The organism is Novipirellula rosea (assembly GCF_039541335.1).
GTDB classification, from domain to species: Bacteria; Planctomycetota; Planctomycetia; order Pirellulales; family Pirellulaceae; genus Novipirellula; species Novipirellula rosea.
Genome location: NZ_BAABGA010000047.1, coordinates 1 through 22,835 on the forward strand (window position 1 = coordinate 1; position 22,835 = coordinate 22,835).

At 51.8% G+C, this 22,835-nt stretch carries 17 protein-coding genes; 7 read left to right on the forward strand and 10 right to left on the reverse strand.

Going from position 1 to position 22,835, the window contains the following annotated elements; translation table 11 throughout:
• Window positions 1-6,608, reverse strand: a 6,608-nt coding sequence (locus tag ABD971_RS18695) for a DUF4347 domain-containing protein (protein WP_345324532.1), incomplete at its 3' end; no start/stop codon positions are given.
• Between the two features lie 502 nt (window positions 6,609-7,110).
• Window positions 7,111-7,593, reverse strand: coding sequence for a hypothetical protein (locus tag ABD971_RS18700; protein WP_345324534.1), 483 nt, complete (start codon window positions 7,591-7,593; stop codon window positions 7,111-7,113).
• 277 nt (window positions 7,594-7,870) lie between these two features.
• Between ABD971_RS18700 and ABD971_RS18705 the strand changes: the two genes are divergently transcribed.
• A complete protein-coding gene (locus tag ABD971_RS18705; RefSeq protein WP_345324614.1) occupies window positions 7,871-8,083 on the forward strand; it encodes a diguanylate cyclase in 213 nt (70 codons plus the stop codon).
• Window positions 8,084-9,864: 1,781 nt separating this feature from the next.
• Window positions 9,865-10,059, forward strand: coding sequence for an integrase core domain-containing protein (locus tag ABD971_RS36095; protein WP_425571335.1), 195 nt, complete (start codon window positions 9,865-9,867; stop codon window positions 10,057-10,059).
• Between the two features lie 286 nt (window positions 10,060-10,345).
• Here ABD971_RS36095 and ABD971_RS18710 read toward each other — a convergent pair whose 3' ends face one another.
• From ABD971_RS18710 to ABD971_RS18720, 3 genes are all read right to left on the reverse strand, one after another.
• A complete protein-coding gene (locus ABD971_RS18710) occupies window positions 10,346-13,402 on the reverse strand; it encodes a right-handed parallel beta-helix repeat-containing protein (protein ID WP_345324536.1) in 3,057 nt (1,018 codons plus the stop codon).
• 838 nt (window positions 13,403-14,240) lie between these two features.
• On the reverse strand, window positions 14,241-14,708 hold the full coding sequence (locus ABD971_RS18715; protein ID WP_345324538.1) for a hypothetical protein: 468 nt from the start codon (window positions 14,706-14,708) through the stop codon (window positions 14,241-14,243).
• Between the two features lie 203 nt (window positions 14,709-14,911).
• Window positions 14,912-15,319 carry a hypothetical protein gene (locus tag ABD971_RS18720; RefSeq protein ID WP_345324540.1) on the reverse strand — a complete coding sequence of 136 codons (408 nt, stop codon included), beginning with the start codon at window positions 15,317-15,319 and terminating at the stop codon, window positions 14,912-14,914.
• A gap of 676 nt (window positions 15,320-15,995) precedes the next feature.
• Between ABD971_RS18720 and ABD971_RS18725 the strand changes: the two genes are divergently transcribed.
• The 4 genes from ABD971_RS18725 (at window position 15,996) to ABD971_RS18740 (ending at window position 19,808) form a co-directional block, all read left to right on the forward strand.
• The gene (locus ABD971_RS18725; protein WP_345324542.1) at window positions 15,996-16,520 is read left to right on the forward strand and encodes a hypothetical protein; all 525 of its coding nucleotides are present in this window, start codon (window positions 15,996-15,998) and stop codon (window positions 16,518-16,520) included.
• 952 nt (window positions 16,521-17,472) lie between these two features.
• The gene (locus tag ABD971_RS18730) at window positions 17,473-17,694 is read left to right on the forward strand and encodes a hypothetical protein (protein ID WP_345324544.1); all 222 of its coding nucleotides are present in this window, start codon (window positions 17,473-17,475) and stop codon (window positions 17,692-17,694) included.
• 167 nt (window positions 17,695-17,861) lie between these two features.
• Entirely contained in the window at window positions 17,862-18,554 is a 693-nt protein-coding gene (locus ABD971_RS18735) for a hypothetical protein (RefSeq protein ID WP_345324546.1), read from the forward strand.
• Between the two features lie 642 nt (window positions 18,555-19,196).
• Window positions 19,197-19,808 (forward strand): hypothetical protein, encoded by a 612-nt coding sequence (locus tag ABD971_RS18740; protein ID WP_345324548.1) that lies wholly within the window; start codon window positions 19,197-19,199, stop codon window positions 19,806-19,808.
• A 201-nt stretch (window positions 19,809-20,009) separates the two neighbouring features.
• Here ABD971_RS18740 and ABD971_RS18745 read toward each other — a convergent pair whose 3' ends face one another.
• The 3 genes from ABD971_RS18745 to ABD971_RS18755 all read right to left on the reverse strand — a co-directional run bounded on the left by ABD971_RS18745 (window position 20,010) and on the right by ABD971_RS18755 (window position 21,559).
• On the reverse strand, window positions 20,010-20,417 hold the full coding sequence (locus ABD971_RS18745) for a hypothetical protein (RefSeq protein ID WP_345324550.1): 408 nt from the start codon (window positions 20,415-20,417) through the stop codon (window positions 20,010-20,012).
• Between the two features lie 218 nt (window positions 20,418-20,635).
• The gene (locus ABD971_RS18750; RefSeq protein ID WP_345324552.1) at window positions 20,636-21,064 is read right to left on the reverse strand and encodes a hypothetical protein; all 429 of its coding nucleotides are present in this window, start codon (window positions 21,062-21,064) and stop codon (window positions 20,636-20,638) included.
• Window positions 21,065-21,184: 120 nt separating this feature from the next.
• Complete coding sequence (locus tag ABD971_RS18755; protein ID WP_345324554.1) at window positions 21,185-21,559, reverse strand: hypothetical protein; 375 nt, start codon at window positions 21,557-21,559, stop codon at window positions 21,185-21,187.
• Here ABD971_RS18755 and ABD971_RS18760 point away from each other — a divergent pair.
• Window positions 21,558-21,683, forward strand: a complete 126-nt coding sequence (locus ABD971_RS18760) for a hypothetical protein (protein ID WP_345324556.1) — start codon at window positions 21,558-21,560, stop codon at window positions 21,681-21,683. The genes ABD971_RS18755 and ABD971_RS18760 overlap by 2 nt on opposite strands.
• Here ABD971_RS18760 and ABD971_RS18765 read toward each other — a convergent pair.
• Window positions 21,680-22,150, reverse strand: a complete 471-nt coding sequence (locus tag ABD971_RS18765) for a hypothetical protein (protein ID WP_345324558.1) — start codon at window positions 22,148-22,150, stop codon at window positions 21,680-21,682. The genes ABD971_RS18760 and ABD971_RS18765 overlap by 4 nt on opposite strands.
• A 301-nt stretch (window positions 22,151-22,451) precedes the next feature.
• Window positions 22,452-22,637, reverse strand: a complete 186-nt coding sequence (locus ABD971_RS18770; RefSeq protein WP_345324560.1) for a hypothetical protein — start codon at window positions 22,635-22,637, stop codon at window positions 22,452-22,454.
• Window positions 22,638-22,835 lie beyond the last annotated feature (198 nt).

Here is a 22,835-nt window from a genome sequence, read left to right on the forward strand (position 1 = left end):
AAGTCCCAGGCGATCGATCCGTCATTGGTTCCGGTCTGAGTGAGACTGACGCTGGATGCCAGTGCCGTCGCCAACCCAGATGGAATCGTAGGTCCGGTCGTCGTCGTGCTGCTCAATGCAACCGATGAGTTGATCAGATCCGTCTCGTCGGCTTCCGCAAAGGTAACGCTACCGCTGTCAGTTAGATTCGGCGCTGTCGCGTCTTCGGTTACGGCGCCAGTGACATCGACCACGGTAATCGTCGGCTGGTCGTTCGTTCCCGTGATCGTGATCGTGACCGTCTCGGTATCACTCAGCGGTGTGCCATCATCGTCGGTCGCGCTGACCGTGTATGTCAGGACCAAGGTTTCGCCAGTAGCCAGAAAGTTGAATGCTTCGCTACCGCTGTTAAAGTTCCAGGTTAACGTGTTGGTAGTTTCTGTATTATCAAGGATCGCAGTCGGACTGACCGACAAGAAGCCTTTCGATATCGTATTCGTCAAACTCAGCGGCACGTTGCCGCTTCCTGTGCCGCTGATCCCAACCGAATCCACGTTTGCGGTGACCCAATCGGAAATATCCTGATCCGTCACCGTTAACGTACCGCTGCTCGTCAAGCCGCTGTCGGTTTCGGTAAGTCCAGCCGTATCCGGACCGCCGGTGATTACCGGAGCTTCGTTCAAGTCATTGACGCTAACCGTCAGCGTTTCTTCGTAGACATTCGATGCGGAGTCCGTCACCCGTACCGTGACGCTGTAAGACGACTGCGACTCGAAATCGAGCGTGCCGTCGGTCAGGACAAGTTCGTTGTTGCTGCCGCCGCCAATCGAGAATTTGGCAGCATCGGTTCCTCCGACAATGCTATAGGCGAACGTTTCGCCGGCATCCACGTCGGTTGCCGTCAGGGTACCAACGCTGTAGCCGCTGGATGTGTCTGTGTTCTCATCGACCGACATGCTGTTGGGCGCAATGTCGGTGGGTGCCTGATTGTTCGGGATTGCCGTGAAACCCGAGATCTTTTCAGCTCCCGCGGTTAGACCGATGTCCGATCCATCCATGATCAACTGGGCTGTCACAGCGCCATTTCCCGATCCAGCAACCAGCGTGGTTTGCGTGACGGAAAGGGCAACCAAATCGTGCTTTTTGATACTTAGACTGTTGCTGCCAACGTTGGTGTCTTTGTCGATGGAAACGAGGATCGTACCCGCAAGAATCGTGTGTCCACCAATGACAGTGTCCGATTCGTACAGTTCAACTCCGTTGATGTTTTCGCTAAACTTGACGTTGGTGTCCGAACCGTCCAGCAACGTCCTCACCGTGCCGCTGGTCGTACCGGCCCCAACGTTGGTCGTTTCGTACAGCAACAGTGACGTGCCGGTGCTCATCAGGAAGTCACCCGCCTGCAGCGTGGTGTCGCCGACCACGGTGTTCTTTTCGACCAGTGAAATACTATTCAGATCTTGACCAGTCGGATTCTCCAACAAGACGTAGAAACGTCCCGAGGAATAATCGCCCACCGAATCGGCGCGGAAGACAATGATATCGGAATTAGCGACTGTCAGAGTATTCGTGCTGACCAACGTCTCCGCGTCCTGCGTGGAAAACAGGATATCGCCAGCAAGCAGATTAAAATTGGAACTGCCTACCTGGATATTGGCGCCGACGTAATGCAGAGCATCGATTTTGGTGTCGCCGCCAAAGTTGTCTAGATTGAAAACCGATGTGGCTGTTGCAGTCGTGATTCCGTCAACCGGTTCCAACTTCAGGTTAGGATCGCCCAACGCAATAATTTCACCGCTGGTCCATGAGTTGAGGCCTGCGGCACCTTTAGAATTGACATCCCCGTCGGTGCTGAACCAGAACGCCGTGTCGTTGGCAGCGGCCGTTAAGTAGGCAAGATTCTCGTCCCATAGAAACAAGAATGGCTGAGTGGTTGTTTCACCGGAGTTGTTTTCGACCTCATTCCGCTCGCTCCAGGATCGTCCGTCCCAAAGCGGGCTGTTAATGTCGCCACCGGCGTCGAGTGCCGTCAGCATGATCTGATTGGTCTCAGGGCGGCTGGTCAGTGTGATCGTTCGAACCTTGTCTCCAAGGTCCACTCCCGACGCTTCGGCTGACCATCCGCTCCCGTTGGCCCAGGTGCGATAACTGAATCGGTTATCGTTTTCCGTATAGACCGCCAGCAGGTCGCCCGACTGCGATTCGAACGCGACCGCGACGCTACGGAACGTATTGTTGCTCTCAGAGGTTGAGGCCAATAGTTTGTCGCCCCAACTGCTGCCGTTCCAGACGGCCAGCCAAGTCTCGTTGTTGGCCGTATGAGCCGAGAAGGCAATCCGGTCACTGGTGGGATCCGATGCGACGCTGGACCAAGTGACTTGTCCCGTGACGCCGCCCGGTGGCGTCAGGTCCTGTTGAGCACCCCATGTAGTGCCGTTCCAAATACGATAGTGCGCGCTCGATGTATTGTCACCGTAGACGACCATCGCATCACCGCTTTGTTGCTCATAAACAACCGCGATTTCGGTGTTACTCGCACCCGCAATCGTCGAGAGTGTCTGGGCGTTCCCCCAATTGTCACCGTCCCAAACAATGGCAAAGTCCTGGTTGCTGGCGTTGCTTCCGACTAGCACCAACTCATCCGAATCGGGCGCGGTCGCAAGTTGCAACTGCGAAGGCTCACCGGAAACGGGGGTCGTGATCGTGTTGGTGGCCGACCATGTGATGCCGTTCCAGACCTTGTAGGACGCTCCGGAGGTACCCGTCGTGCCGTTGTTCCAGACCAGGATGGCATCGCCGGATAATGATTCGTACTGGACCGCAAATCCGTGCTTGGTCGAGTCGCTGACGGTTGCGAAATCATTAAACGTAAACGCGGTCCAGCTGCTCCCATCCCACATCTGGCCGCTGAGGTTACCTGCCGCATCGACCCCGACCACGATTTTCTCGTCACGGTCTGGCGACTCTGAGCCGGCCAGGACCCGCCACGGCCCATCAATATTGCTTGTCCCAACCGCAATGCTGAAGTCTGTTCCATTAAAATCGCTCGCCTGGGGCGTGGTACCACCACTTTCCGAAAAAATCAGTGTGGATGGTCCATCGAACGAAGTATCAATGATGTTCTGCAGCGTGACTGAAATCGCCTGGGTGTCAGTACCCCCAGCACCGTCACTGACTTGCACTGTGACTTCGTAAACGTTGTCACCGTCGAAATCGAGCGGGGCTTCATAGTCGCGTGCGGCCGTAAATGTCAAAATTCCGGACGTTCCACCGATCGAGAACAAGCCTGCATCCACACCGCTGATGGTATAGGTCGCTGCTGTACTATCGATGTCAGTCGACGTGACGGTTGTGACTGCCGTCGTGTTTTCATCGACGCTAATCGCCGCGGTGGGTCCGCCGCCGTTGGAATCGATCACCGGCGCATCGTTTGTTCCTGTGATCGTCACGGTAACCGTCTCAGTATCACTGAGCGGCGTGCCGTCATCATCGGTGGCACTGACGGTATAGGTCAGGATCAAAGTTTGCCCGGTAGCCAGGAAGTTGAACGCTTCACTACCGCTGTTAAAGTTCCAGGCGAGGGTGGCGCTGTTCTCGGTTCCATCGAGAATGGCGGTGGGCGTGACGGACAGAAAACTTTTCAGTGTGCTATTGTCCAAGCCGACGGGCACGCTGCCCGATCCTGTGCCGCCAACGGTAACCGAATCAACGGCTGCTGTGACGTTGTCAGTCGTGTCAACGTCACTGACCGTGAACGAGCCGCTTCCCGTCAGACCGGCATCGGTTTCCGTCAGACCAAGCGTATCCGGTCCGCCGGTAATCACCGGTGCATCATTGACGGGATCCACGGTCACAGTCATGACTGCATGCTGGCCGGAAGTGACGCTTACATTATCAAAGTAGCCCTCGACCCATTCATCGGTGGTGGTACTGTCGTTGTTAGTTGCAACCAGCGACAGCGTGTGTGTGCCCGGACCAAGCATGATCGTCGTTTGGTAAGATTGCCAACCACTGTCAAAGACAGCACCACCGTTTCCATCACCGACTTGATGTATCAGAGACGTGTTCGTATCGGTGCCGTAGGGCGTGCCGTTGACTTGCAAAAGCAGTTCGCCGTACTCGTTCAATTCATACTCGCTGCTCATCCGCAAACGGTAATCGGTCGATATTGTGATCTCGGTCGTTTCGGTAAGCGTGAAAGTATTCGACCAGCCGCCAGAAGTCGTTCCACTGGTAATGGCCGATCCTAGATCAATCCGCAACCCACCGCCACTGGATCCTCCAGTCCCATTGTAAGTACCGTCTGCAAAACCGCCATTGACGATATCAGTATAAACAAAACCGTCGGCATTAGCATCAAAGGTGCCTGTTAGTTGTGGCGTGATCGTTGCGTAATCGCTGTACTCGGTTCCGTCATGAACGCGGTATTGAAAGTTGTCGTAGCCAACACCATTGGCGTTTTGAGCAGTGGTGAAGGTCAATAGTCCTGAATCGATATCGGCTCGGCTGATCTCCTGGTTGAGTGTGACCAACGTACCGTTGAGCTTCAATTGACCCAAAGTAGGCAGATCGACCACTTGGATCTTGCTCAGCGGATCGCCGTCCAAGTCCGAGTAGCCAAAATCCGAAGCACTGAAAACAAAGGGGATATCCTCGGTTGCGTTGACACTGCTATCGACGACCGTTGGTGCAGAGTTCGTGCCGGTCGCGGTATTGAATGTGTCCAGTCGCTGTGAAAAGATTCCGGTCGTGTCGCCGGTCCCCTGACCGCTCCAGACAACGACAGCCTTGCTTCCGGAGTAGGCGACTGATGGATCCGTTTGGTTGCCGGAGGTGGTCGAGTTGACTAGGGTTTCACCGCCCATCCGGATACCATCGGAATCAAAATGTTGGACATAGACTCCATAGCCGGAACCGTCTTGACTGCTACTACGCCAAGTAACAATAAAATCGCCGTCGCTGTTGAGGTCGATATGGGAACTAGTTTGATCGCCCGACGTAAATGTATTGACTAAGATCTCACCACCTAACTTCGTTGCTGTAGCGTCGAATCGTTGAGCGTAGATACCGTATCCACTGCCGTCTTGGTTGCTGCTTTCCCAGCTCACGACAAAGCTGCCATCACTCGCAGCAGCAACGGAAGGCAACCATTGATTTCCCGAAATCGTCGTGTTAGCTCGAAATTCACTTCCGCTCGTAGTTCCATTGGCATTGAATCGCTGGCCATAAACTCCATATCCTGATCCATCTTGTCCATTGCTCTCCCAAACGATTACAAAGCTGCCATTGTCGGCGACGGCAATCTCGGGAGAAACTTGCGTGCTACTCGTGTAAGTGTTGGCTTTGGTGTTGGAGCCTTGGGCCACACCACTTGAATTGAAACGCTGAAAATAAATGTCGGAGTTCGATGCGTTGTCAAACGTGACGACGAACGAACCGTCCGATGCAAAGTCAATCGCACTGTAGTCCTGAGCACCCGATAATGTGCTAACGAGAGTTTCACCTGTGATTGCCGTCCCAGCCGAGTTGTACAAACGCATATACGTTTCGTAGGTACCTGAGCGGTTATCGCTCCAAGTGACCGCGAAGTTCCCGTTGTCGGCCATTCCAACGTTCGCCCATTCCTGATTCGATGACTGGTTCGAATGAACTTTGAATTCAGAAACTTTTACGCTTCCATCGGCGTGGTAGACGGCTGCCCATACGTCGTTGTTGCCACTACGTCCGTCTTGCCAAGCCACCACGTAGTTGCCACTGTCATCCATGGCAACGTTGCCGCCACCGTTGGGAGTGGTAGCCTGAGTGTTAATGGTGACTTGATTGACTAGGGTTTCGCCTCCCGAGGCATTCAGGTCAAGCAAACCATGCCAATACTCCTGTGCACGTATGCCTACAAACACTTCGGTGGTCACGTCACCGACCGAATATTCCAAAACCCAGTCACCCCCCAGTTCGGTGTGCCCTGTCGCATCATCACTAGCGGCGACATCGCAGTCGCACACTGCCGCAATCTGCTGGATCAGTTCACGCCCCGACTCAGTACTCGCTAGATCACAGCCATAAATCAAAATGTCGGCGTCGGCATCGAGAGATAGACCCCAGCGTGCAATACCGCTCACATAAGTTTGGCTCGTTTGGGCGTCAAGCCGCGTCGATCCTAACTGTATGCTCTCGCCGTCGCCATGGCTGAGCAAATGGATCGCGTCAACGCCGGTAAGTGACGCCATCGTTTCGCTGATCTGCTCGATGCCATCACGGTCCGAGTCGAGCTGGATGATCAACCATTGTGTTTGGTCTTCCGCACTATCCCGGAGATCCGCGAGTAGGGTGTCAGCATCTTCCACACGCGAATCAACAAACACCACTTCGATCGGACTGGCAGGATCGAAGCCGGGTGCATCGACAATCGTGTGAGTCGACTCCGTTCCGCTGGTGTTATCATTCTCACTCGCCTGCGGTGCATTGAGTGTCATCGGATCGACAACTGTTCCATCCGCGTCATTGAATTGTTGAAGTAGCGTAGCGACCAAATCGAGATTGACCTCGCTGAGGCTCTCACTCACATCAAGACCTTCGCCACTGAGAAGGATGCGTTCTTCTAGCGGATAGAAATCAAATTCGCGAGGCATGAGATTAGGCCAGTTTGCTCAATGAGTTGTGTTAGACAATGGGAATAAAAGCTCTGAGGCACCCTAGTCGCTCACACAATACCTCCTCATGCCCCGATGCTGTCATCGGTCTATTCGGTATCCACACTCAACCCTGTTGAAAGACGTAACGGTTGCGTTGCCAGTAGCGATTACGCGGCCGCGGTTATCTGGGAAAAGTTTCCCTAGGATATTTCAGGAAATGGGCACATTTTGCCTTGGTCGATACCTGCATTAATGCGGTACGGAAATTCTTAAATTCCTATGAAAGACATGTGTCCGTAATCGGTCACATGTGTTCCTAGTTCCCCGATACCGTATTGAAGATAGATAGACGGCATATTTTGTTTGTGGCAAGCTTGGTAATCCGACTCGCTTTTTTAGGTCTGGTCGCGCTTGCGGTTCATCACTGGTCTCGCGGCGGCGCCACCGAGCTTGCGTAACACCGAATCTGATCACCTCGGCGGGGAAATGCCAGCTTCATTCAAGTCGTAGCTCGTTCCATTTGTGCCTCTGGGGGGAGCAGCTTCTCAACTAAAGGCAAGAGCTGTTCTGCCAATGCGTTGTCTTCTAGCCGATCAGTGAGGCGAATTCCCACGTTACAATATCCGCCTCCAATCTCAATCGAATGCACAGCGAGTCCCAGTAAGGTCACCGGATGCGGATCGACGAATTTTTGCGAAGCAAGCCAGATACTGACGGCCACAGGAATGAGATCTAGGGATCGCGACAGTAAAACTGACATCCCGTTATCTGAAACATCGCGAGTTAGGCCGATGATAGATTGGTCGATCAGAAATGAACTGCCGCAACGAGGTGTGACAAGCACAGGCAAAGTTCGACTGTAACGATTGTGACATCGACCATCTTCCACGTCAAAAATAACTCTCGGCGTGGTAAGGTCCAAAATGCGTCGTAACGTCGCCTCTGCACGACATTCCTCTTTGCGTTTTAAAAACGAAAACATCAGCGGGCTCCTTTCTTTTCTAGTTTTCAATCATAGGTTCGTTTTTAAGACATTTAGAAAAAAAAGAAAAGTTGTACTGGTTAAGGAATCCGCGGACAGCACTGGTCATGCAATTAGTTGATGAAAGGCGTTTTCATAGAAACATGATTGCAACAAGTCTGGCGACGAAAATTGCTCAACTAGAACTTATGTTCGGCGACAGTTAGTTCTCCGCTTTAGCGACAATTAGCGCATTGCCTCAACGAATTCGGATACCGAACGATATTGGTTGCCTCAGTTGAAAGATATCTGTCAATCACTCTCAGCGAGCCGATTCAAGCATAAGGAAAGCGATCAAACGTTACAGCGGGTGACTGCATCGATCGGAGTCGCAATATTACGTGAAAACGATACTCCAGTGAGTTGGTTTCACCGTGCTGATAAACTTCTATATTGTGCAAAGAAAGACGGCCGAAACGGAGTGAAGGCTGAACGCCGACTCAGTTCTTAAACAATCTTCAAAAACGTCTTGCGTAACGCTCTGGTCTGAATGAAAAACTGGGTGACGAATGTCCATTTCGTCACTCAGAATCGCACAGCTGGAGGGAAGCTATGCCAAGCGGATCATAACCATTTAACATTGCTTTACAAGAGATTGGATTGATAACTTGGTCTCTAATTGGTTGCTAAGCGTCAAAAGTGTATCATCAGAAAACTGCACAATTTGAGTTTAACATTGACACCGAAAACGCAGAGAGAAGTTCGAGCTCGCAGCCGAGATGTCGCTGTCGAGCAAGAACGTTCTCGCGAGGAAGTCGTTGAAAAGATTTTGAAGCAAATTGCGATTTGTGTAGCCGCATACGTTTTTTTGATCCTGCGAACGTCTGATCATAAAAAACTCGGGCGAATTCCAAACAGCTTGCCCGCACCTACGGCAAGTTCACTATTTCAGTTGGACTGCTTGCCACGAGCGATAAAGTAAGCGAATGCATATCCAATTACATCCTCCAAATCATGCATATGTCAGCTTAGCGTTTGACTAACGATAGGATGCATTTTACGAAGAAGTGAGAAATCGAATACAGAATCAATGGCTTTGTTATGAGCGGCACCTGTTATACGGTTCATGCCTTTTCGAGGATGCAGTTTCACCAATAGTGCTGCTTCGTACATCAGCTCGGCCCGCGATGCCTCATCGAGCGAGGTTTGTCGGTTCAATTCCAGCAGTCGGTTGGCCCGGTCCACGGATGCTTGCGATGGTCGGAATTCAAGAATGCTGCTGGGCGAAGGCGCGCAGGCAAATAGTGTCGCTATTTCCATCAAACAGCGTTGAGGCCGCGGGTGGGGTTTCGAGCGAAAGCAATTCTTTGGTCGCTCAATTCGGTCCCAACGCTTATGAATCATGGTGCCGTTTGGTATCTAAGATTTCAGCGTTCAAAAAGCGGAGACTGTCGGCCGTCAGATTCAATCGAACCGACGGTTCTTCACGACATAGTCGAGCCTATCGGACCACCAGCCGAGCCGATGCACTGCAGGCAATTTGAGATGCAAGCATGACAGGCGACTTTGGGTGCGACAAGTGGTGGGTTTGGTCCCCAATTCGACCACTCAGCGCAGCTCACTTTTACCGAGCTAGGTCTTTGCCTGCTAACGACTTACAGAAAGTCTCGCAACGTCCATTTGATCCCCTGGGGCGATCCAAACGCGGTCCTAAAACCCCAGAAGCGAGCCAAAGCTAAACACGATCCGATGGTTCGAGCTCGATTTTACCAGTCTCTCTTGGATAACAAAGTGGTCGAAAGCAGGGCGGCTCTCTCTCGGTATCTAGGTGTTACCCGCGCACGCGTCACGCAGGTACTGCGGCGGCTGCGGAACGATACAGAATGAAGGCGAGAGTCGAGAGAATTATCTAGATCTCAAATCCCATATCTAATTTTGGGTGAGCGCCCTGAGAATGGTCTCACTCTGACGTTGACTCGATCCGAAAAGCCTCTTTCACTCGATTGAAACTGGAAGGCAAAATCGAAAAGCTCGTAATTGGAAAGTAATCGCAGAGTCAACGTGGGGTCTCGTCGCAGTTTAATTTTTGGTACTGAGCAATATCGGTACGTGTCAGATATGGATCTCGTCGTGGACCGAGAATTTACCTGGAGACTGGACGACGCAGCAAAGTCGCAATTTCCAAATGCCTTCGTAGGATGAGGGGCTTCCCAGTGAACTTCTACGGCGGGACCAGGATTCAAAGTACGTCGAGTCGCTTGACGAAAGCTCCATTTAACTAGCAGCAGAATCATGAAGACGCCCGCCCGATCACCCAAACTCCAAGCGATTGTTGCGCGGGTGATTCAGACGCTCAAACATGAAATTCTAAATGCTTTTTGCGTGATCAACGAGCAGCACTTGGACCACATACTTCGCGTATCACAAGATTGGTACAATCATTGCCGCGACCATACTGCGAGAAGTCATCTGCCGCCTGCGCGATAAAGAAGAACTCGGCGGACACTTGAAGTCCTACCACACCTCGGCGTGACCGATTCACTCGAAAAGATCGGGTCGCGCATGCGTAAATTGCTGCGTTGATCGAAACCTGCCCTGTGCCTAGGCGTCATGACATCCGTTTAGACAAAGCGATTTACCGCGACGAAGCGCATTGTGGCAAGTACGACAGACTCCCAAATTAACCCGGTGGCTTTCTTTTTCCAGAGTTGGAAACCGGCGATCCCACCGGAAATCACGCAATTTCGGTGGTGCAACATTTTTGTACCGCGCGCTATTTGTTCTTCCCTTTTCCGCTGCCCCCGCCTTGTTTTCTACCGTTTTGGGAGATCGTAATCGTCTGTGATGCGGCAAAAGATTCTCCCCCCAGTGTACTCCCGTTTAACGTCGCTTCGGTGTGATCCGCAGTGAGTCCGGTTTGAGTGACATCAAACGAAGCGATCAGGTCAAGTTGACCATCTCCATTGATGTCTTCGTAACGAATCTGAGGCGTCAAGTGCTTCTTGTGGCGACGTAGAGAATCTTCGTTTCCCGTTGCTCCAAAACGCAGCGAGTCGATATCGATCTGCGTGGCATCCAAACCGTCGGTCGTGAAGATGGCCACTTCGACTATGCCACGTTTGAGCGAGACTGCATTGTTGTCGTCTCCGGGTTGAATGTCGATGCTGGCGGCGACCACTTCCACCAGATCGTTAAGTGATACCGTGACTATTGCAGTTGAGGTCAGGTTGCCATCAGAAACTGCAACTTGTAGCGTAAACTCAGGCGTCGTCTCAAAGTCTAATGGCGATGAGTCCGCGACAGTAATGTTGCCGGATCCATCAATTGCGAACGCGCCGGACTCGTTTCCCGACGTGATGGTAAAACTAAGATCGTCCCCTTCGACATCGCTTGCCGTTACGGTACCAATCGCTGTTCCCGCTTCAGCGTTCTCGTCAACGGTAAACGATTGATCCGATACCGACGGAGCATCATTGACGGCATTGACTTCAATCAGCACCGATGTTCTTGACTGACGCCCAAACGTGTCTTGAGCGATATACGAGAACCTTGCTTCGCCTGTGAAATTTGGATCAGGAGTGAACGTAATGGTTGCATCCGGATTCTCGGCGACACTGCCGCCAATGATATTAACAATCCGTTCGATTTCCAGCGAATCGCCGTCTGGATCAATATCGTTGGCGAGGATGTCAATCAAAACCGAAACGTCTTCATCGGTGGATGTGAAGTCGGGATTTGCAAGAGGCCCTTGATTCTCATAGGCACCAATATCTTTACCCCAAAAGCCAGGGCGAATGAATCCGCGTTGGTCGTGCGTTGGTACCGCCAAGTTTGGCGCTGAATTTTGAGCATTGGGCGCGGCAGCGTCAACAGCCGGGCTGCCCGGCAGTAAAGCGTGGGTTCGTGTGGCGCCACCATTCTCTTGCAGCGGGCCAAGCAATGCACTGATCCCCACGACGTCACCTGGTCCAGTAAAGATAGCAGCCGCCCCCGAATCAGATACCAAATTGTTACCTAAGCTAAACACGCTGTCATTCGGATCATCAACATCCGATGGAGACCGCGTCTGCAGTGACGCCCCCGGAGCAGTATTGCCTTCAAAAATGGTGTTAAGAACTAGCGTCGTTCCTGACCAAATATACATACCTGCACCGCTTTGCGGTGCGCCTGTCGGTGTTCGGCCGACCTCATTACCGGTAATCGTGCTGTTGACGATTCGGAGTGGTAGATGACCACTAAGCGATGATATTCCGCCGCCTTCTCCCTGGGTCGTATTGCCCGAGATGGTTGTGTTGACGATGTCAGTCTCGGTAGATGAAAGCCAGATTCCGCCGCCTCCGGAACCGATGACCGCCGTGCCACCCGTATTACCAGCGATGGTTGATTGATCGAGCAATAGACTCGCCGTGGCGATGCTTAAGCCACCCCCAAGTGTCGTTGCAGTGTTGCCGCTGATATCCGTCTGGTGGATGTTCACATGCCCGTTGCCCGGCTCCGCCAATTCCCCTTGTGAACCTTGCACATAGATGCCGCCACCAGCGCCAATGGCAAAGTTGTCGGTGATCTGCGATGTCAGGACCGTCAAGTCACCGTCACCGAGGAATCGAATGCCACCGCCAGGGATCGCCTCACTGTTGGATGCCGAGCCATTATCCGCGATGATTGAATTGGACACCGTTGCATCCGAAACCGATTCAATAGACAACCCGCGGTATAAGTTCCACTGGAATCGCGAATCTTCGATGGTGGCGACCATCTGATTGGTTCCAGCGTTTTCAAGTTGAGCGTTGCCTATCCGAATACCGGCTCGGTTGTTGTTGCGAGCACTCACGCCCGAAATCTGAACAGCCTGGGAGGTGTTAAATATTCCTGCACCTGTAGCTGTGTTTCCTGAGAGCACTGAGTGAGTGATGGAAACGACGTCGGAGTAATACGAGAAGATTCCGGCAACCAATCCGCCATTTGAACGTGTACCGTTATTGGTGACTTGCGCGCCGTAAATCGAGACGTCCGATACGTGACGCAAATCGATTCCGTTGTCGATGTTGTTGCGAAACACTGATGCTGTTACGAAAAGTCGATCGACTTCGGACGAATACAGTCCCTCACTGTTGTTATCATTAAAGTTGCTATTGCTAATTGACACATCATTGACGAGCTCGGAATAAATTCCGTCTCCCCCGTTCCAGTGCGACCAAACATTATTTATTGATACCGACGCAATTTGGTAGTTGTAGATTCCGTGGTCGCCGTTGTTATCGAACCTGCTGTTGTTGACGATCAAGTCGCCTGAGTAACTCGAAGCTAAGCCGCCTACGTCATTACCATATGAATGGACTCGTTCAACGACCAAGGTGTTTTCAACGGGGGCTACAGTCCCCATTTGCTCGATGCCGTGGTAGCCACCGGTAACCTGCAAGTCTCTCAAAGCGATGTAACCATTGAGATGCGGCTGAGTTGCAATTGTGCTTAGCCCTTCAACTCCCGAACTGCCATCGATGTAGACGGCTTCTTCGCCCGCGGGTCCTGTACCGGGGAGCCCCTGGATTTCGAGTCGCCCGTCCTGTGCAGGAATCAATAGATTCTCTACATAGGTACCAGGCTTGATCTGGATGACATCGTCCTGGCCGCCATTGGCGGTCGCAACATCGATAGCGTCTTGGATCGTGGAAAAATCGCCACTGCCAGCGAGGTCGACCACATAGGCTGCCAGTAAACGTCGCGATTCAACATGCTCAAATCGCGGTACGAAACGTCGTTGTTGACGTTGGTTCGCACGACGATGCGTTTGCTTTCGGCCGAAAAACCGCAACACGCTTTTGGAAGACATTCAATACTCTCCGTGGTCGCTTTTCAAAGTGAACGCCGAGGAGCACTGCTACTGCCCTATGGTGCCCCGCCTGACAAAAAACTTAACGCCTACGGTTAACCGTGTAAAGCAAATTGGGCCAGAAAGTAGTTTTCATGGAAAAACGTCGCGGGAATCTGTCCAAAACCAATGGATATGCTTTTTTAGATCGTATGACGACAAGCGGGCAAAATAAACATTCAGCAATAGTTCCACTTATCGAATACGCTGCAATTTCTTTCTAGAAGCGTTCTCAAAGTTTTATTGATGCTGCAACTTTCGTACGTTCTCTCGTCGCCTGTGTGTTGTAGAAACTACGTTGGTTCTGGACAACAAATCACCCATAGCGTAACCGGCGAGGTTGTCGAGCCAGTGCCTATCCAATCGCTAGTGCCGGATGTTCCACTCGTCGACGGTTCGTATGTGACACTCAGCTTAAAAGAAGTTGCCGGCAGTGACTTGATCAGCAAACATGCGAAGTTACTCGGCCTGTGCATCCAAGATTTACTTTGGTGTGCGGTGTCCCTTCTCAACACGGTAGTTTTCCAGATCCACGTCGAGTGATTTTTTTCACTCAGTGCTTACAACTCAGCGAGATTGCTAAGTCAAATGCGATACGGCCCATCTAAGTTGAGAACTTACACACCTGATTAAAGCTGGCGATCTGCAAGAACACTGGAACTAATGTCCCTTGCACAACCTCCTCGGTGTCTTGAGGTAACCCAGCAAGCGGAACATCGGTGCGAGTAGCTTGTCTTGGTTGCACTGAACAAGTCGGCGAAAGGCTCCTTCATTTCTCTCGCCTGCGGTTCAAGCTCCGCTAGCGATCGCTTGAACCGCAGGCGACGTCCGCGCAAATTTCGTCGATGGTCTTTTGCAACTCCGACGCTGCAAGCGTCGGGTCTTGATCGAGCGGTATGGATTCAGCGAATGCCTTGGCTGCCGCCAAGATTCGAGATTGCTGCTGTGGATACCGCGATGCTGTCAGACTCGCATCGACGATACAACCGAAAACGTCGCCCAGAATTACCGATTGGTTGTATCGCTTGGCCGCTGCCGACACCGAATTTGGCGATTGCTGCTTTGTGAACTCAGCCGCACGCATCAAAATCAGCAATCCAAATTCCGATCTGCACTTCCGGGCTAATTCTGCCGCGAGTGCGTTGATCGATCGGCACTGCGTCTTCCAAATACTTTCAATCATCGCCCCCGCAAAGTCGGGGCCGAGGTCGTGCTCCATCCCAAGTGCTTGTAGGGTGGATAATTGAACACCTCCGGGATACATCATCGTTCAAACTTCTCGATCACCAATCTTATGGACAAACGAATCCAATTCGCCTTGCGTTTGTTTTGATCCGTACTCAACCTTGCCGGATACCGTCGAACTTCTGTTTTCAATTCTCCGCAAACTCAAATCTCTCTGACGCAAGCAGACGAAGCCAAAGCAACCTCATCCACATTTTTGAAAACAAAGGGGCATCCACATCGGGATCAATCCGCGTCAATGACTGATCCACGTTCGAAGCGGATCAGCTTCGAGATGATTTCACGCAGTTGAAGCGATTTGAGCGAATGGTTGCTGTCCAACGTCGTATTGTCGGCAAACTCTTTTACAGCCGCGAATATTCTGGGGGCGATTCGCGGATGACGTGACGCGGCGTGTGATGCGTCCTGGATCGCAACGACGAAGCAGGTCAATTCAACCGACTGAATGAGTCGCTTGCCAAGTTCTGCATCCGAACCAGGGGTCGTTTGGTCACAGAACTCTGAAGTACGACGATGAATGAAGTCGATATAGTCGCCGTCACACCATCGTGCCGCTCTAGACTCTTCCTCTCGGGCAATCGCACATTGAGTAGCCCAATGGCTCGCTATCAAAGACTTGTGAAAATCGTACATGACATGTGGGAGTACAGTATGCGAGCACAAAGGAATCGAGACGAGGCCCGAAAGGTGTCCATTTCGCGACCGATGTCAAATGCCGTTTTGACGTAGACCACTTTCCCAGAAGTATAGTCGACCGGCTACCCTCGCTGCACAAGGTCGAAGCTTAACCAGATTCCGACGTCACTTTACGATTGGGAACGCATAGGTCAGCAATGGTTTGTGTGAAATCGACACAAACGTTTAGTGAGTCACAACTGAGCACAGCGGCACTGTTAAACCTTCGCGTTGCTTCGATGATCTGCGAAGCGAGGTGCGGACGCCGTAGTGCAGCGTTAGCGGCACACGCAATGCTCTCGATGAAGTGAGACAGAGTCAGAAACTCGGACTGACGCACATCCAACTGGTGCGAAGTCAAAGGAGGGTCCAGTTCACAAAACTCGGCAGTGCGACTGAGAATGATCTCGGAAAACTCTCCACCACAACGAGCGGAACATCTCGATGCAATCGCAAAAGCCGATTCACATTTGCAACGCCAAAGCGAAATGAATCTACGTTCGTCGTCGGTAGCAATCATCGCTCTCGTAAGAAACAACTCTTTGACATTCCTATAACGATCTTGGCAGTGTATCGCGACAGTCAAGCACATGCAATTAATTGAAACCGTCCCCGGGGTCGACCTAATGACAAGGTGAACGAATGTTTGCCGACGGTCTACTCAATGCCCCACTTTCCGCAGCCCTATGGTGTTCTGTACCGTTCCGAACTTTCAACACACGGACGCAAAATGCAGCCAGATGGCAATGACGATCAGATTCAGTCGAGAGTAAATTATTTGGCAAAAGCGAGAAGCATAATCAAACAGGCGTCTAATGTAGACGAAAGCCGCTTTGTTGAATTACTACGAATAAGAAGATTGGAGTTGGCGGATGGCCAACTTGTCTCGGGGAACGTTGTACGATTGTCGCTGCGCCCCCTAATCGATTCCGAACATGATTTTGAACTGAAACAAGGTCTAGAGGCGACGATCTCTGCAGTAATCGAGTGCACTCAGGGTCGGGCAAGGATGGCAAAAAGAGAACAGGACTGGACCGTTTACGCTGTCATATCCGACAGTCCGGCTTTGTGTCAAAGTGCGATCACATGGCTGGCGCACAAAGCCATGAACAATCATTGGAGCTTAGTGCAGGATTTCGAACCGCTGACTATCGGCTGACGGCCCGCCGTTTGCATCCCAGTGTCGAGTCGTCCCTTAAGAACGCCAAGTCAAAGTGGCTGGGGGACGATTGGTCGATCAAAGAGCATTCCGATGGCAGATCCACCCGAATCCAAACAAAAATTACCCGGTCGATCCCGTTTACGAAACGCATTACTCTGGGGCTTGTTGTTCTGTGTGGTCGCGTTGGTTATTGCCATCATCGTCATCGGTGTAACGGTTAGTGGCGCTTAACAATCGACACAGTTCAATCTTTATTTTCTTGCCACTGTTCTCTGGCGTTTGTGGGGGCTCCTTTTCTCAGCTTGCTGTCGACCCGACGCATGGATGCCACAAAGGTTTTTTGGCTTTTTGCCTCACACCCCCAACGGCAAAGATGCTGCCCCCTTGAATGGTTCGTATAGTGCTATTGAGGTACCTCGAAGGCACTAAGTTACGACGGCAGGGAAAGGCAGATGAACGGGGACAGTGAGTATGGATTTCCGGTTATTGCGAGCCCGTATGATCTGGCAATCGCTAGGAAGCTGATTGCATCAGCAGATTCCGAAACGGAAGACCGGATTCAACAATCGTTGACACGGCGTGTGCCAAGGATAAGCAAACTTATCGCATCAACCCCACGAGTTAATCGACTACGTCTAAGGCCGATGGCAGGTCATGAGTCCGATCCTGACATTCACGAAAGATTGGAGCAAACCCTCGCTACAATCGTTAAAGCCACCACGGGTCATGTTGGAGTTGCCAAAAAGGGTGACGAGTATTCCGTCTTGTTCGTTTTATCCCGAAGTGAATCATATCAACGTTGTATGATTGCTTGGCTCGCGCATCACGCTTCGAAAAACAATTGGAGCTTGCTGGAAGACGTTGCGGATGCGATTTGATTCAACGATGGCACAGCATTTGAACCTGCGAGCGGGCGTAAGTTCACATGTTACGAGCGACAGGAACAGCGATGGTTGACGAGTTTATAAACGTCCGCAATGGCGAAGAGTTTGAGTTTAACGACAAACGGTACCGCAAAGTGGATGATCGTCGAGCGGTGTTGGTTTGTACTGAAACAGGCGACAGCAATGGAACGTACAACTTTTATCCCGAGGACAAAATACGTCGTAAATGTCTGATCCATTGCAGCCAGAACGATTGTGGTCCGGTGGCGAGCGAGAAGTTGCTCTAAAGGGTGGAAGGCGGCCGCGTGATGCTTAACGGCCCGCCCTCCACCGGCCCGCAATGATTCATCCGATTACAAACGTTCCAATGGCAAACCCAACAACAATGTCTCCTCCGATTGTGGTGAGAATCAGTTGCACTCAAGAAAAGCAAACGGTCTGAGGATCAAGAGACATGTTGAATGACGATCCGAAACGGGGGCCGTCAACCAGCCAATTCGGTTTTACGATCGAACCAACGGAGAACGATCGAGAACTTGCGAAACGCATGATTCACGGTGTAAAACCCGAGGACGCGGACGAGCTGTGTTGTGCCTTGAAGATGCAAGCGAGTCACACTCGGAAAAGTCCGTTTCGCGCGATGCACATTCACCGGTTGGTGCTTCGACCGATGATAGGACACGATTGCGATCCCGACATCGAGCACCGGCTCGAGGAAATCATCGCTACGATTGTCGCGGCTTCGATTGGCCACACGAAGATTTCGCAACACGGCGGGGCCTACAGCGTTTTTTGCATCTTCTTTCGGACGGATGCCTTGGAACGCTGCATAATTTCATGGCTAGCACATCATGCCTCTAAGAACCATTGGAGCCTGATGGAGAACGGTGGAGATTCAGGCGACACTACAATCACCACCGGAGGTGACGCATCAAATCCCAACGTAACTGAAGAGGCGTTTGAGACGATCGATGTAAAAAAGCGAGACGCGTTTGGCAACCTAACGATTGGCGAACAATTCATCTACGCCGATACACGGTATCGCAAGGTCGATGATCGCAGAGCGATTCGCGTCAGCAACAGTTCGGGGTTTGCCGAAAACCACCTACTGTTCTACCCCGAGGACGAAATTTTCCCGTTTGCTTGATCGCGATTGCTAATAACAACGGTGGGCCGACGGCAAGCATGGAAATCGCTTGTGATGGGGATGCCGCGTGATGCTTAACGGCATCCCCCGCTAGCCCTTGATGATTTAAGCAAAGTCTATCAATCGAGCGGCGTCGGTATTTTAAAAGCGGCGGATACCAGCTTCACGCGACTTAAAAAGAGTCCTGACACACTTTATGGTTTGACATCTTTTATAGTTTCGAAATGACGACTGCACCTTCCTCGAGTTCCTCTTCTAGCTGAAAATTCGACATTGTTTGGCACCAATTGTTTTGCCCCGAGGAGTCGGAAAACAGTCGCAATCAGACGCTCGGCTAATAATCTGACAATCGCCTGCTTGAGTGCCGGCAGTACCGATTGTAGCAATTAATTTTTCGGAACTCGGAACATATCGCAAGAAATCGATTTGGATAACGACCTTGGTTTTTCTCCCCAACCTAGGCTTTTTAGCTGCGTCATGCACAGACGCATCCGGTTGTCACCCAAAAGGTGAGATTCGGTTGGACGCAGTCAAACGCAAATGGTTCTGGGGCGAAGAAACGTGTTGCAAAACGACTCAAATTGGGGGCGGCCGATCGGTCATTATGGTTTCCCGATCCATCCAACCGCGGACGATCGGGAAATGGCAAAACGATTGGTCCGCAATGTAAGATCCGAAGACACAGAGAAACTACGTTGTGTCTTGAGCCAGCAAGCTTGCCAGGCTCGAAAGCGTCCTTTCCATGATTTGAACCTTCATCGGTTGGTGCTTCGACCGAAAATCGGACACGAATGTGATCCAGACCTTCGACTGCAGCTTGAAGAGGTCGTCGCCACCATTGTCGCAGCATCAAATGGTCATACCAAGATTACACAACACAGCGGATCGTATAGCGTGTTTGCCATCTTCTTCGGCACCCACGCCTACGAACGATGTCTGATTTCATGGCTAACGCATCATGCATCGAAGAACCGCTGGAGCCTAATGGAGGACAGCGACGACTCGGAGGTCGCCCGGTCCACCACGCAAGTTGCATTACCAAAGGACAACTTGATCGAGAAAATAAGAAACTCTATCAGCGCTGAAAAGAAAGACGAGTTCGGAAGCCTCCGAATTGGCGAACAATTCGTTTACGGCGACACTCGGTATCGCAAAATCGATGCACGCAGAGCGACGCGGATCAGCACCAGATCAGCATTTGCCGAGACAGCTCTGCTTTTTTACCCCGAGGACAAGATATGTCCACTTGCTTGATCGCGGGTGTCACGGACAACCTAGGGCTGGCGGCAAGTGAGAATTCGCTTGTGATCGGGGATGCCGCGTGATGCTTAACGGCATCCCCCGCCAGCCCTTGATGATTCAAGCAAAGTCAATCAACGAGCGTCGTCGGTATTCTAAAAGAGGCGGACACCGGCTTCACGCTACCTAAAAAGAGTTCTGACACCTTTTAGGTTCTCAACGTTTTTGTTCCTTCAGAAAATGTTGTTTCGCTTCAGCGGTCTTAAATGTTAATTTAAAGTCTTCAGAGAGGTTCCATGACACATCGAGGCCGGAAACCTTGTCGAGTTGGACCGTCGCCTCCGTCGCGGTGATACGCTCGCCCGCGGATTCCAACGTAGCATCAATGAATACGATTGCATTTTTCTCGAATCGCAGACTGGCGCAGGTCACGATCGTGCCATTTTTTGGCGGTTCATCATTCTCAGACGCTGGCACGGCGGTGAGGCGGTCCTTTGATTCATTCGGCTGAAGAACGAATCGAAAACTCTTCTCCGTGCTCGGCGATGGGGCGTCATCCGCTATCGCGAAGAGAACTGTGGCGAAAACAAACGCAAAACAAGACGCGATGGTGTAGCGACGCATCAGGAAATCTCCTTGTTGGTCAAGTGATTCGACAAAAATGACATTGCAGCATGATACAGTGAGTCAGCCAGTGCCCAAACAGCAATTGCGGCTCACCCCGTCCGACCATCATTCCGAGCGACAGAACGTCCCGCGTCACCGGGGCCCGTGTGTTGAGTATCCATTCGTAAAACCGAACCTACGGGCCTCCGCGTGCACGCGATGGTTAGACCAATCGGTCAGGGGAGAGTATCGGCATCGGATTCGATGATCCTTGGCCGGAATACAATCGCCAAATCATCACCCAATTTTGGAGCACAACGCATTCCCGGCCTAAGGAGAAATTGGCGTTGTTCTGAATAGGATTCCGTTACCAGGCTGCCAACTGACTGCTTTGTAGATTCGTATTCGAGAGAAATCTGAATAGTATCGTCTAGTTGCGTAGTAGCCATGATTGATAAGGACTGCCCGTCCTTGAGTTCAATAACCCTTGGGGATCCGGAAACGAATTCAATTTCGCCAAGGATTTCGACTGGCATATCGGATGGGATTGACGAGAAATCTTGGCGAATTTTCGCCTCCTCCGCGCTCATCTTCGAACATCCGGAAATTAATAGCGGCGTGAAGACGAGAAATTGGCCAAAGATGAGGAGGTGTGTGGTTTGCATAGTTTTCTGGGTCTAACGTTTGGGATCAGCGGGCGGCGGAAATCGACATTGATCTCACCAAGAAACTCGCCTCCGCCGCTCCGTTGAATCCCATGGTTCGTCGCAGCGCAGACTTGAAAATTACTCACCAGGAGTACTAATGTCGCGAGTACCATAGTAGACGAAGGGGCGCTCCTTAGCAGTGACTTTGTTCGTCCTTCTCGCACCAGTTGCTCTCGCGCCGATAGCTTCGACGCGAATTTCACGTTTACCGTAGTAATTGAACTTTTCAGCGCCACCGCGTCGATCGCTTAACGCCACAGTTGGTTTTGCACCCTCACTTTCGATACGAATTTCGCGTTTTCCGTGGTAGACAACTGCAGGGTCTTCGTTGGCCGAAACATTGGCTGGCAGCTGGCGGGATTCGTTACCTGCCGACTCAGGCAGGCAATCGTCCGCCGTCACGTAAGAGCAAAATACAGTGAGCACAACGAGAGCCGCGATTCGATGGGTCATGTCAAATCTCGTGTTTGAGGTGTCGACGAACGGCAGTGGTCACCGGGCGACCACCAAGAAACGTGAACTCAGTAAAGACGGCGCGGTCGCTCCGGTGCACCACTTGGTTCCCCCCTTGCTTTAATCGAGTTCGTTCAACCGGTCAGTGTAGACGCCGTTGCGAAGATCGGCAAGAAACTCGTCTGGCGTATCGGTGGACAGTTGAAGCAATCCCTTCGGGATGTTTTCGTCGGTGAACGGCAGCTCGTGATTCGTACCTGGCAACATGACTGAATCGTCCCGAATCCAAGATGTATGGTCGGCCCAAAAAAACGCCGCTTCGTTGACTCCGTAAACAATCGCGTTGCCACCAATCGAAGTCCAAATTGGGAGGTAGCCATGAGGAAACAACAAGGCGCACGGATCGAGTTCGTCGATTTCTTCTTTGATGGCTGGTGTCCCAAGCAACCGGCCACCACTTGCCTCGGCAATGTCCGCTCCTTCGACCGAGCGAAGATGCTGACCGAGTGGCGAAGCAAGGAAGCGTTCGACCATGGTGTTGCGTTGAATCGCAGCATCGATCGTCGCCTGTTCGTAGCCAGACGCAGCCATCGGTTCAGTTTCAACAAGAAGATCAAACATGATTCAACGGGAGAACTTATGTTTCTACGGGAGGACAGGGTGAGAATAAGTCGTTTTGGGGTGTTCTCACGGCTTGTTCGACTTATTCTCACGTCGTGCCCCCTCTTCGGAGCGGGCTGTCCGTCGCGTCATTCTCCCCCACCGCCGGGCCAGCGTCAAGCTTATTCTCACCTACGGCATGACTCTGACGAGGGGGAATTCCCGCGGCTTGAAACCCAGGCATGCTAGCATCAACCTTGTTCGTCAGAGAATCATCAAAATGATTGCTGGCTCACGCCGCTCCAACGACCAATTCGAAATCGTTTTTGGTGAAGGGGGCAGCGTGATGGCGGACGGTGTGCACGCCGCCGGCCCATGATGATTCGATTGATGTCAATCGATAAAAGGTGGTTTCCAAATCTTCGCCAACCAAGTCGTCCGGGCCGAAGGTGATTGTCGGCGGGGTGTCACCGAACACCAAGGGCTCCAAATGTCGGGCTTAGTGTTGCATACGGCTTCATTGAACGGTGGGCCCAATGCCATGAGATGTGAGGCGCGCTGAATGGAACACGAACTGGCATTCGCTCAGTCGGACGAACGTTGACGGTCACCCGGCCCGAACGAATGACCAACCATTGCCCAAGACCCACTTGAGGGCTCGGGGCGAGTAGACCGA

Bases quoted from the DNA above. Each gene is read 5' to 3' on its own strand.
- ABD971_RS18760 (WP_345324556.1), top strand. From the start codon at position 21,558: ATGTCAAATCTCGTGTTTGAGGTGTCGACGAACGGCAGTGGTCACCGG.
- ABD971_RS18730 (WP_345324544.1), top strand. From the start codon at position 17,473: ATGGTTGACGAGTTTATAAACGTCCGCAATGGCGAAGAGTTTGAGTTT.
- ABD971_RS18715 (WP_345324538.1), bottom strand. From the start codon at position 14,708: ATGATGTATCCCGGAGGTGTTCAATTATCCACCCTACAAGCACTTGGG.
- ABD971_RS18700 (WP_345324534.1), bottom strand. From the start codon at position 7,593: ATGTTTTCGTTTTTAAAACGCAAAGAGGAATGTCGTGCAGAGGCGACG.
- ABD971_RS18745 (WP_345324550.1), bottom strand. From the start codon at position 20,417: ATGCGTCGCTACACCATCGCGTCTTGTTTTGCGTTTGTTTTCGCCACA.
- ABD971_RS18740 (WP_345324548.1), top strand. From the start codon at position 19,197: ATGGCAAAACGATTGGTCCGCAATGTAAGATCCGAAGACACAGAGAAA.
- ABD971_RS36095 (WP_425571335.1), top strand. From the start codon at position 9,865: ATGAAGACGCCCGCCCGATCACCCAAACTCCAAGCGATTGTTGCGCGG.
- ABD971_RS18765 (WP_345324558.1), bottom strand. From the start codon at position 22,150: ATGGCTGCGTCTGGCTACGAACAGGCGACGATCGATGCTGCGATTCAA.
- ABD971_RS18710 (WP_345324536.1), bottom strand. From the start codon at position 13,402: ATGTCTTCCAAAAGCGTGTTGCGGTTTTTCGGCCGAAAGCAAACGCAT.
- ABD971_RS18735 (WP_345324546.1), top strand. From the start codon at position 17,862: ATGTTGAATGACGATCCGAAACGGGGGCCGTCAACCAGCCAATTCGGT.
- ABD971_RS18720 (WP_345324540.1), bottom strand. From the start codon at position 15,319: ATGTACGATTTTCACAAGTCTTTGATAGCGAGCCATTGGGCTACTCAA.
- ABD971_RS18755 (WP_345324554.1), bottom strand. From the start codon at position 21,559: ATGACCCATCGAATCGCGGCTCTCGTTGTGCTCACTGTATTTTGCTCT.
- ABD971_RS18750 (WP_345324552.1), bottom strand. From the start codon at position 21,064: ATGCAAACCACACACCTCCTCATCTTTGGCCAATTTCTCGTCTTCACG.